The sequence below is a fragment of the Paenibacillus sp. SAF-068 genome (assembly GCF_051967555.1).
GTDB lineage: Bacteria > Bacillota > Bacilli > Paenibacillales > Paenibacillaceae > Paenibacillus.
Genome location: NZ_JBQCJX010000003.1, coordinates 352,234 through 365,828 on the forward strand (window position 1 = coordinate 352,234; position 13,595 = coordinate 365,828).

Consider the following 13,595-nt stretch of genomic DNA (forward strand, 5'->3'; position numbering starts at 1 on the left):
CGTTGTATAAATCGCAAGGGGGAATCGTGTGTGAACATTGTTATTACAGGAGCTTCTGGATTTGTGGGATTTAATCTGTCACAGTATTTGGCAAAAAAGGGGCATCGAATCACCCTGCTGGATCGGGATGATTATTGTCAGAGGCTTGTTCACGCCTCTCCTCTGCATGAGATGCCGTTCATTTGTTGTGACCTTGCCTCAGACCGGATTCATCTGCCTTCTGGCACAGATTACATTATTCATCTGGCAGCCATGCCTCACGTGGATTATTCGTATCATCAACCAGGGGAAGTCTTCCGCAATAATACCCTCAGTACTCAGGCTGTTCTGCAATATGCTACCGAACATCACATCCCTGTCTTGCTGGCATCATCTGTTGAAGTGTATGGCGGGGATTGGGGCAGGGTCTATCATGAATCAGATCCGTATGCACCCGTCTCTCCTTATTCTGCATCCAAAGTCGCCTGTGAGATGCTAGCCCACTCCTACGCTCAATGTTACGAGCTTCCAGTCAAACTCTTTCGTTTGACCAACCTCTATGGTCCATGGCAATTGCCAGACCGTATTATTCCTCGAAACTTCGGTCGGATGCTGGATGGACTGCCTCTGGATATTCAGGGATCGGCAGTGCGTGATTTCTTGTATGTGGATGATGCGCTTCGGGCCATTGAGCAGATCATGCTGAAAGGCAAAGACGGACAGGTATACAACATATCGACAGGGCTTGGAACAACCATGCAGGAGATCGGGGAATTATTGCAACCAATGGATCGATCCTTAGCGGCTGTAGAGATTCGGGAGCAAGAACCCACTCAGTCCAGAGGGTCCAGTCTGGTCGTACATTCAGGTAGAATCCGGGCCGAACTGGGATGGTTACCCCAGATGACATTGGAAAAAGGATTGGAAAGAACCTTCCGCTGGTACCAGGAACATCCCGAATGGGTAAGACAGTTCAGCCGTGAATATCATAGAACAAGGGAAACACGCAGTTTTATTATCGATATGGCAAGATACGCGGTTCCAGCTGTGTAAAATACACATACACAAAAAAAGCCAGGGAAGGGTGTATTGACACCTTCCTTGGCTTTTTTGCGCCTCCGTCTCATCTTTCGGTTTTCTTCCGAATACAGACGCAGGCTAACTATCAAACGATATATTGCACGAATTATCGTGCTTTTTGACCTCACATCAAAAGGATCTAGTGATCTTTTTTAATGTCGGCAATTTTATCCTGTACAGCACCTTTGGCTTTGTCTTTCTTACCCTCAGCCTGAAGGGATCTGTTATTGGTTGCATTACCGATCTGATCCTTCACTTCGCCTTTGGCCTTGTTTACGCCTGCTTTGATTTTATCGCCAGTTGAATTACTCATATCGAACATCTCCTTCGTTGTCTGGTGTAGTCCTTATTAACCGGGATGCCCGTAATCTAAACGCAGGCAGTTTAATTCAATTTTTGCAATCGCGGTGCAAGAGGTTCATACTTGAAATAGAAAAGATGTCTCAATGATGGAATAAGGCTGAGCCCAACGCTGCATAATAACGAGAGTGACCAATTTCGTTGCACAAGATTCTTGGATTTGGAAAACAATTCCTGTGATTTTTGATGAATACACCCTTTCTTGTGTACATATCGTACATCTGGTCATATGTGATCTTGTCTTCATACCACATATGGTAGGTATACGGATTTTGGACAGAGGAATTGGCGGACTTATCCTGCTTGCACGGGTTGACAAAAAAATCGATTTTGTTACAATGTTCACAATATCTTCACAAGTGTAAAAAATTTCTTTTTCATGTTCATGTGTAAGAGGTGTAATATAAGGGTATAGAGTTCGGTTTCGGCCTGCTTGTCGTTTTGTGCGTCAACACATGTTGTCCGCAATAGATCCAAGATACAATGCATGATGTGAGAGTGGCCCTGAGCTACGCTTATCCTATTGTGTGAAATTTGGTACATTTAGTTGTATTCAATGTATTTTGTGGTTCGGCTCTGCTTGACAGGCATCATGAAAGTCGCGGACTTCTATCCCAAAGTAAAGGAGGACTTTCTCTTATGTCACAATCGCCTACTCAACAAGAGGTGCCGGTTACAGAAGGTGCCGACGTTTCCCAACGCCAGTCCTTGGATGTACTGGATCAACTGATGAAGCCTGAGGTACAGGAGTCTTTAACCGTTCTGGTGGAGAACCTGCCTAAACTGGCTGAAATGGTTACTGCTATGACGAAAGCTTATGACTTTGCACAAAGTGTAGCAACAGACAAAGTTCTGATCAGCGACACAATGAGCGCAATGGGCGAGTTCGCTAAGCCTGTTGTAGACAAAGCTAAAGGTGTAGCTTCTGCTGCCATCGAAGCCAATGACCGTGCGCAAACAGAGCAAACTTCAGTTGGCTTGTTCGCTATGCTGAAAATGCTTAAAGATCCAAACGTACAACAATCGCTTCGTTTTGCTCAATCTTTCCTGAGCATCCTGAACGAGCGTCAACAACCGAAACGTTAAGACTTAGAAGAACGGAGGATGGATATGTCGAAGCAAATTTTGATCTTGGGTGGAGGATACGGCGGTCTGTTGACTGCATTGACTGCACGTCAATACTTGTCTCAGGAAGAAGCGACAATTACTGTCGTGAACCGTTACCCTACACACCAAATTATCACGGAACTGCACCGTCTTGCAGCAGGAAGCATTGCTGAGCAAGCAGTTGCTCTTCCGCTCGAAAAATTGCTGCGTGGCAAAAACGTGAACCTGAAAATCGATACGGTGGATACAATCAAGCCGGACGAGAAGAAAGTTCTGATGACCAGCGGCTCCACATACTCTTACGATGCACTCGTTGTTGCCCTGGGTAGCGAAACAGCTTACTTCGGAATTCCGGGACTGCAAGAGTACAGCTTCACGCTGAAATCGGTTAGTGATGCAAACCGCATTCGTGCACACGTTGATGCACGTCTGGATGCATACAAAAAATCCGGCAACAAAGCAGACGCAACGTTTGTTATTGGTGGCGGCGGCTTGACAGGTATCGAACTTGTCGGCGAATTCGTTGATCTTCTTCCAGCTGCATGTAAAGAGAAAGGTATCGATTTCAACGATATCTCCCTGTACACGGTTGAAGCAGGTCCTTCCATCCTGGCTGGTTTCCCGCCAGAGCTGGTTGATCGTGCGAAATCCAGTCTGGAGAAACGTGGCGTTAACTTCATCGTTGGCGTAGCGATTACCGAGATGAAAGAAAATGAAGTTATGCTGAAAGACGGCAGCTCCATCCCTACGAACACTCTCGTATGGACTGGTGGCGTTCAAGGTAACGCGGTTGTTGCTAACAGCGGAATTGAAGTGGATCGCGGCCGTGCGAAAGTTACGGAAGTTCTGCAATCCACATCCCACAAAGATGTGTTTGTTGCTGGTGACAGCGCAGTGGTCTTCCCTAGCGAAGGTGCTCGCCCTTATCCTCCAACAGCACAATTGGCTTGGCAAATGGGTGAAACCATTGGTCACAACCTGGGCGTAATGTTCAAAGGTGGCGCAATGGAATCCTTCACACCAGTATTCTCCGGTACGCTGGGAAGTCTGGGTCGCAAAGATGCTGTCGGCATGATCGGTGGCAACCAGACTCGTCTGAAAGGTCTGCCTGCAACCATGATGAAAGAAGCAAGTAACATTCGTTACCTGGCTCACATTCACGGTTTGTTCGCACTGGCTTACTAATCTTCATGTCATTCAAGGGCGTCCTTCTGGGCGTCCTTTTTTCTGTTGAAATGGACAACAAAGATCATTACTATTCAGATGTGAAGAGAATGCGGCGGTAGTGGCCGATCTGAGGTCGCGTATAAATCATATAGGGTCTAAGGTATATTATTAGACAACGGAATGTTGCATTTCCCATAGATGTTCAGATGATGTACCGGATAAGTATTCAACGGACATGGACCAGGAGCCGGCGCTTAGAAGCGCCGGCTTTCGTTTAAATGATAGGATGAGCATCCATATATACAAGGAATGGGTAGCTGCAATAGGCAGTCCGTTCAACTGAGAGGAGAAATGACGCATGAACGTTTTAGTTATAGGAGCCAATGGACAAATCGGCAAGTATGTAGTGGAGCAGCTGGTACAGGAAGGCCAGCATAAGGTAACGGCCCTGATCCGCAAACCGGAGCAGGCAGAAGCACTAAAGGAACTTGGTGCCGAAGTAGTAATTGGTGATCTGGAGGGTAGTGTTAACGACTTGGCTGAAGCCATGAAGGATCATAATGCCATTGTGTTTACAGCAGGTTCTGGCGGATCTACGGGTCAGGACAAAACACTGCTTATTGATCTCGACGGTGCGGTGAAAACGATGGAAGCCGCAGAGCAGCAAGGCATCTCCAGATATATTCTGGTCAGTGCGTATGGCGCAGATCAACGGGAGAAATGGTCAGAGTCCATTAAGCCATATTACGTGGCCAAGCATTATGCGGATCGTGCTTTATTTGCAAGTGATCTGAATTACACGATTATCCGCCCGGGTGGTCTGAAGAATGAGCCGGGCACTGGCAAGATTGCAGTTGGAACCGATCTGGAACCGGGTAGCATCCCGCGTGAAGATGTGGCCCGCGTCATCGTGGCTTCTTTGCAGGAAGAGAAGACGTACCGAATGGCCTTTGATCTGATTGCCGGGAATCAGTCCGTTGAAGATGCCTTGGGCAAACTGTAGATGTTATTGTAAGATAACGGGAGAATGAAATGATGGGGATGAGGGGGAGCGCTGCATGAACGAAGCCGTGCTGGTCATAGAGGATGAGCCCAAAATAGCACGTCTGCTTGAACTGGAATTACAGTATGAGGGATATCAGGTAGGCAAGGCGGGGAGTGGAACAGAAGGACTGGAGAAGTATGGGGAAGGTCAGTGGGATCTGATTCTGCTTGATGTGATGCTGCCTGGTCTGAGTGGAATTGAAGTGTTGCGCCGAGTTCGGGCTAAAGATGCTACAGTTCCGATTATTATGCTCACCGCCAAAGATTCCGTGGAAGATAAAGTATCCGGCCTGGATCTCGGAGCCAATGACTATATCACCAAGCCGTTCCAGATTGAAGAGCTGCTTGCCAGAGTTCGGGCCGCATTGCGGCTTAGTGCAGTGGCATCGGTTGTTTCTTCCGCTTCTTCGTCTACACCTGCTGATACAGGCAATGACTTGTCTGGGCATAAGGATGAAGCTGATGCAGGCTGGTTGACGGCTGCCGGGCTGAAACTGAATGAAGGAACGCGAGAGGTATTCCGAGATGGTGTGTCTATTGAACTCACACCACGTGAGTTCGATCTGCTGGTGTATCTGCTTCAGAATCAACGTCAGGTGCTCAGTCGTGACCAGATTGTACAGGCCGTGTGGGGATACGATTATTATGGAGATACCAATGTGGTGGATGTGTATATCCGTTATGTGCGCAAAAAGGTGGATAACGGATTCACACCGCCCTTAATACATACCGTACGGGGCGTGGGATATGTCCTGAAGGAACAGTCATGAGCCTGCGCAGTAAAATCTACGGATATTCGTCTGTATTATTTGCTGTGCTGTTAATCGCGGTCAACCTGTCCGTCTATATCGTGTTTGAACGGATGTCCATTGATAACGAGGTTAATCGGGTGGAAGCGGAAGCGGAGTCTATTGTCAAAGGAGTGCGTCAGTCTGCCGGCTCCATTCCGCCGGATGACTTGCTGCGGGCCTACGCGCCTGTGAACGGCATGCTTCGGATCGTCAATGAGGACGGCACCAGTTCACCGGTGACGACAACAGCAGCTTCCGAACAGCTAAGCAAGCTGCCCTATAAGTACGAAAGTGAGAAGAAATCAGAGTATACCCAAGTTGAACAGATTGGTTACGTGTGGGTTTCGGTCCCCGTCATCTGGCCTGATGGTGAGGTGGTGAACGTGCAGGTCACCGAGAGCATTGCAGAGACGGAGAATCGTCTGTCCGTACTTCGTACCGTGCTCGTGGCAGTCACGATTATTGCTCTTATTCCAGCCATCATCTCCAGCCGGATTCTGGCGAACCGGATGACCAGACCGATTCAGCAGATGACACGCACGATGAGTGACATTCAGTCCAGCGGCCAATTCAAGCGCCTACCACTGGAGGAAGGGTCGAAGGATGAACTGAAAACGATGGGACAGACGTTTAACCGGATGATGGATCTGCTTGAATCCAACTTTGAACGACAGGAACGTTTCGTATCCGATGCATCTCATGAGCTCAAAACACCGCTGACCATTATTGAAAGTTATGCCAGTCTGCTACAGCGGCGAGGGAAAGAACGTCCCGAGGTATTTGATGAAGCGGTGGAAGCGATTCTGTCCGAATCGGTTCGCATGCGGGAGATGACCGAGCAACTGCTACTGCTCGCGAAGCAGCCAGAGCAGTGGAATGTACAGTTGGAGCGTGTGGACATTACGAGACTGGCAACAGAATCCACACGTGCGTTTCGCGAAGCCTACCACCGCGAAGTCCAGTGTGAAGATCCGGGTCCAATCTGGGCGATCAGCGATGAGAGCAAGCTGAAGCAACTGTTGTTTATTTTGCTGGATAACGCCCGGAAGTATAGTGAAGATGCAATTGAAGTGAAGCTGGAAGCCAAGGGACAAGAGTGCCGTATTCAGATTGTGGATTCAGGGATTGGCATGCGGGAGGACGAGCTGGAGAAGGTGTTTGACCGATTCTACCGGGTTGATCCAGCCAGAACACGCAGCTTGGGCGCAAGTGGTTCAGGTCTGGGATTGTCGCTTGCCAAAGAACTTGCAGGTGCAGTGGGAGCGCGGGTTGAACTGACCAGTACCGAGGGTGAAGGTACCGAGGCTTCCATTATTTTGCCATTATCGGCTCAGAACGGACCGCTCTCATGAAATTCTCATTCTTCTCTTATATACTGATATACAGCAAAAGAATTCGGCTATGGGGGAGTTAGGGGGAAAAAGGATGACAGAGCATGAGCAGCGACCACCGGAAATGAAGCGGCATGAGCAGGGGGACAGTGGTTGGGCCAAATCGAGAAGAACACTTTGGTGGGGTTCGGGGCTTCTCATTGTGCTGATTGTGGCAGCAGTTGCCTGGTGGAAGCCTTGGCAATCGACTGGTGAGGTACTTACGGCAGATGCGGCAGCCCAATCGGTGCTGGATCAATATCCAGGAGAGATTGTGAATTCCACGTTGAAAGACGGGACGTATATCATGCAGCTCCGTTCGGAGACCGGATTATATGACGTGCAAGTGGATGCTGTTACGGCTACTGTGAATTCCATCAAACGGCTGGAGTCGAACCCGCAAGCGGAAGAGAAGACGTTATGGAGCCGCGAGCAGATCAAGACGGCTTTGTTAAAACAACAAACGGATAACCAATTGGTCTCGCTTGAACTTGTGGAGCAACAAGGCAGCCCGGTCTACACGGCGGTCGTGAAGGCGAAGGATAACAGCCGTGAAGAACTCACGATTGATCCGTATACGGGAGAGACGATATCATCCAAAACAATCGCAGCCCCGACAACTGACCCAACCAAGGATGATCCCAAGCCTCAGTTTCTGAACGAAAAACAAGCCAAGCAGAAGGCACTTGCGGAGGTCCCGGGGGAAGTGGATGACATCGAACTGCGTGGAACCAACAGCGGTAATCCGTATTATCTGGTGGAAATTGATCTGGAGGATGGCCGGGAGGCTATCGTGCAGGTGAATGCGATCTCGGGAGCAATTCGTTCCGTAACTTGGGATGAGGACGAGGATTAACTTTTACAAAAGACCGATTGAATATAGCGTTACTTCGTTGGACAGATGATTCCTGATGTGGAATCATCTTTTTCATTTGTTTTTGAATACATGTTTATGAACACCTGCATCATGAACAGATGTTAAATGAGCACTCTCCTCATTTTCTCATCAATTTCTAATCTAACTCTCGCTGATCTCTCATTCCTGCAAGTTATTCTATAGATGTAGACGAGAACGAGAACAACAAACGAGGAGATGAATGATGATGATGAACAAACATAAACTATGGATTGGCAGCTTGTCAGCAGCGGTATTACTTGGTGGATCAGCCGTGGCGGCTAGTGGGAATGTGAATGGACAATCTGTGCAAACGACACCAGCATCAACAACACAATCCGTAACACAGAACCAGAACAGCACAGGCAAAATGCTGAATGCATCCCAGGCGAAAGCGTTGGCGTTGAAAGCAGCCGATGGTAAGGTGGATGATGTGGATCTGGAGCGAAGAAACGGCCAAACGTTTTATGAAATCGAGATCGATCGAAAAGGCAAAAATGATGTTGTCGTTCGTCTGGATGCGTACACAGGCAAAATCCTGGCAGTCGTGGATGATGAAGACTACGATGATGACGATGATTATGAGGGTGCTGTAACAGGCAATACATCTAACAACTCTGCTTCCAAGCAGGTCAAATTGACGGCATCCCAAGCTTCAAACATTGCGTTGAAACAAGTTACGGGTGGTAAGGTAACCAAAGTTGAACTGGATCATGATGATGGTCGCTATGTGTATGAGATCGAACTGAGAACCGCCCAAGGTGAAGCAGATGTAGATATTGATGCCAACACAGGTAAAGTGTTATCGTTCGACCAGGATTTTGACGATCAAGATTAAGCAATAAGGGCGAGCATACGCTGTTAAAACATCATATAAACCTGCCTATGAACAGCTACACACAGCTAGAGATCGTTCATCATGGAGGGGCAGGGCAGGTATAGCAGAGGACGCTTCGGGGGAAGCGTCTTTTTGCTGTTGATGGAGAGAGCGGAGTATATAATTGTACATCTTCCGCCGGATTGTTCACTATTCGAGCAGGAACGTGGCGGATACAATCGGAATCAGGGAGGTGAATGCCCAGCCAGTCTTACCAGGGATTCTATTGTTAAAATGCATCATCGATCGGAGGCAGACGAGACATATCGATTTTATTTGTGTAAGCGCTTCACAAAAAAACATGGAGGTGCATTACGATATGGCTATGAACGATGGATGGTTAAAAAAGAATACACATTCACGCCGCTTTACTCGCCGCTTGAGTTATCTGCTTGCTTTACTCTTGGCGTTGCAATCATTAGGCATGTTGCTCGCACCCGGACCAAATGCTTCAGCTGCTCCGCTCAGTGTAACGAACGGGATCCAGTTCAAAGACATCAATGGCAATGTTGTTCATGCCCATGGGGGCGGGATGATCAAGGCAAACGGGTATTATTACTGGTTTGGGGAGAATCGCAACCCGAATGGAACGTTCAAGGCGGTGTCGGTGTATCGTTCATCGGATCTGAAGAACTGGGAGTATCGCAATGATGTGCTTACCAGCAGTTCGGCAGCCGAGCTGAATGTCTCCAACATTGAACGCCCGAAAGTCATCTACAACAGTGCAACTGGCAAATATGTGCTTTGGATGCACAAGGAGAATGGGCTGGATTATGGCGAAGCCAGAGTAGCCGTAGCTACTTCGAATACGGTTGATGGCAACTACACATATGTGGGCAGCTATCGTCCACTTGGATATGATTCCAGAGATATGACGGTGTATAACGATAACGGAACTGCTTATCTGATCTCTGCAACCCGAGTGAATGCGGATCTGAATATATATAAGCTGACCCCGGATTTCCTGGGTGTGGATTCTCTTGTCACAACACTGTGGCCCGGACAATATCGTGAAGCACCTGCCTTGTTCAAAAAAGACGGCGTCTACTTCCTGATCACCTCGGGTGCGACCGGATGGAATCCAAATCAGGCCAAATATGCGACAGCCTCCAGCATTACAGGTACATGGAGTGGGCTTAGCAACTTTGGAGACAGCACAACATATGGTTCTCAATCCACCTATGTTGTTCCGGTAGAGGGTTCGCAGACGACCTCCTATCTCTACATGGGTGATCGATGGGCAGGGGCGTGGAGCGGGCCTGTGCAGGATTCCAAGTATGTCTGGCTTCCACTTTCATTCCCAAGCGCAACCAGTCTGGCAATGAACTGGGCCAGCAGTATTACGATTGATACAGCAACTGGTAACGTAACTGGAGCAAGTACATCAGAGGTATGGGACCCGAATGCTTCATATCAGCTGATTAGCCGCAAGAGTAACAAATTGCTGAATGTTATTGGGGGTTCCTCCGCCAACGGTGCGGATTTGGAGCAGCGAGCAGATGGGGGAACAACGAGTCAGCAGTGGCAGATTACCGATGCGGGTGGCGGCTATGTCAAAATAATCAACCGTTCCAGCGGTAAGCTGATCGGTGTAGAGAATGGTGCCACGACCGATGGGGCGGTCATTGAACAGTGGAATGACGGGGGTTGGGCCAGCCAGCAATGGCAGCTCGTCCATGTAGGTGGTGGTTATTATAAACTGAAGAACCGCAGTACAGGCAAGGTCTTGGACATCTCGGGTCAATCTTTGGCTGATGGGGCTGCGGCCATCCAGTGGACGGATAATGGGGGTACGAATCAGCATTTTCAGATTGTGAAGGTGCAGTAAGACTTTAAGACTTTGTAGATATTACCTAATAAGTTTCCGAATAAAGTGAAGTAGAAGCCCTTGTCTCTTGCCTTTAAGGTGGGACAGGGGCTTTGTGATGTGTTCACGCTTGTTACGTGATGCTTTTGCACCAAAGGGGAAACCAGATGATGGCTCACTTCGTGATGCATTTCCGATCATTACCATCCCAAACTGTGGTAAACTAGTAGAATTGTAGAAAAAGATAGAGACAGGAGCTGGATAACGAAGTGAATGAACAACAAGTGCTATCAATTGAAAGCTTGCGTATGAGATACAACGGACGTTATGTGCTGAATGGCATCGATCTGGAAGTAAATCGCGGTGAGATGATTGGATATATTGGTCCCAACGGAGCCGGCAAGAGTACAACGGTTAAGATTTTACTCGGGCTGGTTGAAGGATATGTAGGTACGGTGCGAATCTTTGGTAAAGATATTGCGGATGGGGATGTGGAGTATAAGCGCAGAATCGGCTATGTTCCTGAGGTGGCGGAATTGTACGAACAATTAACGCCTGCGGAGTATCTGACTTTTACGGGTGAGCTGTACGGGATGTCCTATGAAGATGCAGATTACAAAGCCAAGCTATTGATGGATTGTTTTGGACTCGAAAAATCATATCATGCTCGCATTGCCTCCTTCTCCAAAGGCATGCGTCAGAAAGTGTTGCTGATCTCTGCGCTGCTTCATGACCCGGATCTGCTGTTCCTGGATGAACCACTCAGCGGTTTGGATGCCAATAGTGTGATGGTGGTCAAAGAGATATTGTCGCAGTTGTCAGCCAAAGGCACAACCATCTTCTACTCGTCACACATCATGGATGTGGTGGAGAAGATCAGCAGTCGAATTGTACTCATCGCTGAAGGACGCGTAGTGGCAGATGGAACGTTTAAACAACTCCAACAGCAATCGATGGAAGGCACGCTGGAGGAAGTGTTTAATCAATTGACGGGATTCAATGAGCATATAGCCATTGCAGAGCGGTTTGTATCGATTGTGCAGGAGGTGTACTGATATGGAGGAAACCTCCGACTTCCGCACACTCAAGATTCTGGATCGCTTTCGTCCGCTCATCGCCAGAACAGGGGCGGATTATGATGTGCTGCGCCTCATCTTGCGAGTGAAGTTCCAGATGGATCAACGCAGAGTACCTACCATCTTGTCCAACAATTCAGGGAAAAAAGATCGCAAGGAAGGTAATCAGTTTCTTCGTTCCCTGTGGTTGTATGGATTAATGGGACTGATGATGGTTCCCTTCATCGTCTGGGATACGGGGCATTTCATGCTTCAGATGGGACTTGTGTTTGGCATCTTGATGTTTATGATCATGACGTCCATGATCTCGGATTTTTCCTCCGTACTGTTAGACATCCGGGACCGCAATATCATCATGACGAAGCCTGTTAATGGGCGAACGGTGGGTATGGCACGTGCTATCCACGCAGGCGTATATCTGCTGCTGCTGACGGGTTCTTTAACTGGCATACCGTTAATTGCTGCATTGGTGACACATGGGGTCTTATTCTTCCTGATCTTCCTTGTGGAACTGATTCTGATCAATATGTTGATTCTGGTGACAACGTCCCTGATCTATCTGTTCATGATGAAGTTTCTGGATGGCGAGAAGCTGAAGGATATGATCAACATGGTGCAGATTTTGCTCTCGGTGGGGATTGCAATCGGTTATCAGCTGGTCATCCGCTCGTGCAGCATTATTGATTTTGGTATGGTATTTACCCCGGCATGGTGGCAGTTGCTGTTGCCTCCGTTATGGTATGCGGCGGCATATGAATGGTTATTTGCAGGGGGCGGAAATGTGTGGATCTATACGTTCACAGCACTGGCAGTCTTTGTTCCGGTGGTGAGTCTGATCGTATATGTGAAGCTTATGCCTGCCTTCGAATTGTATTTGGAAAAAATGGCACATTCGGGCCAGTCCTCTGGACGCAGACGTGGAAGATGGGATCGGTTGATCTCCAAGGTGGTCAGTCGTTCCAGAGAGGAACAAGCTTGCTTCCGTCTGTCAGCCAGCATGATGCGTAATGAACGGGAATTCAAGCTGAAGGTGTATCCATCGCTTGGATTATCATTTGTTTTACCTTATGTATTTTGGTTTACCGAATTGCAATCTTCTACCTGGACAGAGTTTAGGCAAAGTTCGTTCGTATACACCTTTTATATCGTGCTAATGCTGGTTGTCACGGTCGTAGTCATGCTGAAATTTTCGGGACAATATAAGGCATTCTGGACCTTTCGCGCTGCACCGATGGCAAATGATAGCGCGTTATACAAAGGTGCTCTGAAGGCGTTCCTGTGCAATATGTTCCTGCCTATATTTCTGGCGAATGCCGTGCTGTTTACCTGGACATTTGGATTACGGATACTGCCGGATATTGCGATTATTATGCTGACAGCTACGGCGCTTGTCCCGCTGGCAGGCAAATTGTTGTTGCGCAAGCCACCGTTCTCTCAATCCTTCAGTATGGCGCAACAAAGTGATGGCTGGTATGTATTCGCCGCCCTCCCTGTGCTTGCCATATGTTGGGGAATCCATGTCTTTTTCCGTTCCGTGCCGGGGGGCGTATGGATCTATGGAGTGCTATTGATCGTGGCAAATGTGTTGCTGTGGACGCTGCTGTTTCGGGAGAAGAAGACAGCGGATAAGAGGCCGGTTGCAGCTTAAGAATAGAGTAGAACAGAGAACAGAGAATAGAGAACAGAAGAAAAAGAATAAAAGAATAAAAGATGGAGCGAACAAAAAGGTGATTGGGATAAGAGGGAATGTTCCAAGAAAACTCCATGCCATCTGTGCTTTAGAGCACTTGGATGAGGCGAACCTAAGGATCAACGTTCTAGAGAAGCAAGATATTAGAGCTGCAGTGCACCAGAGAAGCATGGATTAAACACCGAGGAATAAAGAGCCAAAAGCCAAGAATGAAGAACGAGGAAGCAAGAACCAAGAATCAAGGGATTAGAGATGAGAAGGATGAAGTGAGAAGAGCTAAGGAGAGCTAACCTTGACACGGATGTCGAGGTTAGCTCTTTTTGATAGGTGATGTTTCCCTGAAGAAACCTTC

Annotated in this window: 12 protein-coding genes; 11 read left to right on the forward strand and 1 reads right to left on the reverse strand. The window is 48.0% G+C overall.

All coding sequences use genetic code 11. The annotated features are described in order from the left end of the window. Positions 1-30 precede the first annotated feature (30 nt). Positions 31-1,032: an NAD-dependent epimerase/dehydratase family protein gene (locus ACTHPG_RS19290; protein WP_440391083.1), complete on the forward strand. Its 1,002-nt coding sequence runs from the start codon at positions 31-33 to the stop codon at positions 1,030-1,032. Positions 1,033-1,198: 166 nt separating this feature from the next. Here the strand turns inward: ACTHPG_RS19290 and ACTHPG_RS19295 are convergent, their stop codons facing one another. Beyond that, positions 1,199-1,372, reverse strand: coding sequence for a CsbD family protein (locus tag ACTHPG_RS19295; protein WP_091012520.1), 174 nt, complete (start codon positions 1,370-1,372; stop codon positions 1,199-1,201). 686 nt (positions 1,373-2,058) lie between these two features. Between ACTHPG_RS19295 and ACTHPG_RS19300 the strand changes: the two genes are divergently transcribed. The 10 genes from ACTHPG_RS19300 (at position 2,059) to ACTHPG_RS19345 (ending at position 13,201) form a co-directional block, all read left to right on the forward strand. Further along, on the forward strand, positions 2,059-2,505 hold the full coding sequence (locus tag ACTHPG_RS19300; RefSeq protein WP_105406625.1) for a DUF1641 domain-containing protein: 447 nt from the start codon (positions 2,059-2,061) through the stop codon (positions 2,503-2,505). A gap of 24 nt (positions 2,506-2,529) precedes the next feature. Then, positions 2,530-3,711: an NAD(P)/FAD-dependent oxidoreductase gene (locus ACTHPG_RS19305; protein WP_440391084.1), complete on the forward strand. Its 1,182-nt coding sequence runs from the start codon at positions 2,530-2,532 to the stop codon at positions 3,709-3,711. 340 nt (positions 3,712-4,051) lie between these two features. Continuing rightward, a complete protein-coding gene (locus ACTHPG_RS19310) occupies positions 4,052-4,696 on the forward strand; it encodes an SDR family oxidoreductase (RefSeq protein WP_440391085.1) in 645 nt (214 codons plus the stop codon). Between the two features lie 55 nt (positions 4,697-4,751). Then, positions 4,752-5,507, forward strand: a complete 756-nt coding sequence (locus tag ACTHPG_RS19315; RefSeq protein ID WP_440391086.1) for a response regulator transcription factor — start codon at positions 4,752-4,754, stop codon at positions 5,505-5,507. Further along, entirely contained in the window at positions 5,504-6,880 is a 1,377-nt protein-coding gene (locus ACTHPG_RS19320) for an ATP-binding protein (protein ID WP_440391087.1), read from the forward strand. The genes ACTHPG_RS19315 and ACTHPG_RS19320 overlap by 4 nt, the downstream gene beginning before the upstream one ends. A 73-nt stretch (positions 6,881-6,953) precedes the next feature. Continuing rightward, positions 6,954-7,754, forward strand: a complete 801-nt coding sequence (locus tag ACTHPG_RS19325; protein WP_440391089.1) for a PepSY domain-containing protein — start codon at positions 6,954-6,956, stop codon at positions 7,752-7,754. A 247-nt stretch (positions 7,755-8,001) separates the two neighbouring features. Beyond that, positions 8,002-8,631 carry a PepSY domain-containing protein gene (locus ACTHPG_RS19330; protein ID WP_440391090.1) on the forward strand — a complete coding sequence of 210 codons (630 nt, stop codon included), beginning with the start codon at positions 8,002-8,004 and terminating at the stop codon, positions 8,629-8,631. Between the two features lie 358 nt (positions 8,632-8,989). Further along, entirely contained in the window at positions 8,990-10,498 is a 1,509-nt protein-coding gene (locus ACTHPG_RS19335) for an RICIN domain-containing protein (RefSeq protein WP_440391091.1), read from the forward strand. 248 nt (positions 10,499-10,746) lie between these two features. Continuing rightward, a complete protein-coding gene (locus ACTHPG_RS19340; protein WP_440391092.1) occupies positions 10,747-11,532 on the forward strand; it encodes an ABC transporter ATP-binding protein in 786 nt (261 codons plus the stop codon). 1 nt (position 11,533) lies between these two features. Next, positions 11,534-13,201 (forward strand): hypothetical protein, encoded by a 1,668-nt coding sequence (locus ACTHPG_RS19345; RefSeq protein ID WP_440391093.1) that lies wholly within the window; start codon positions 11,534-11,536, stop codon positions 13,199-13,201. The last annotated feature ends 394 nt before the right edge of the window (positions 13,202-13,595 follow it).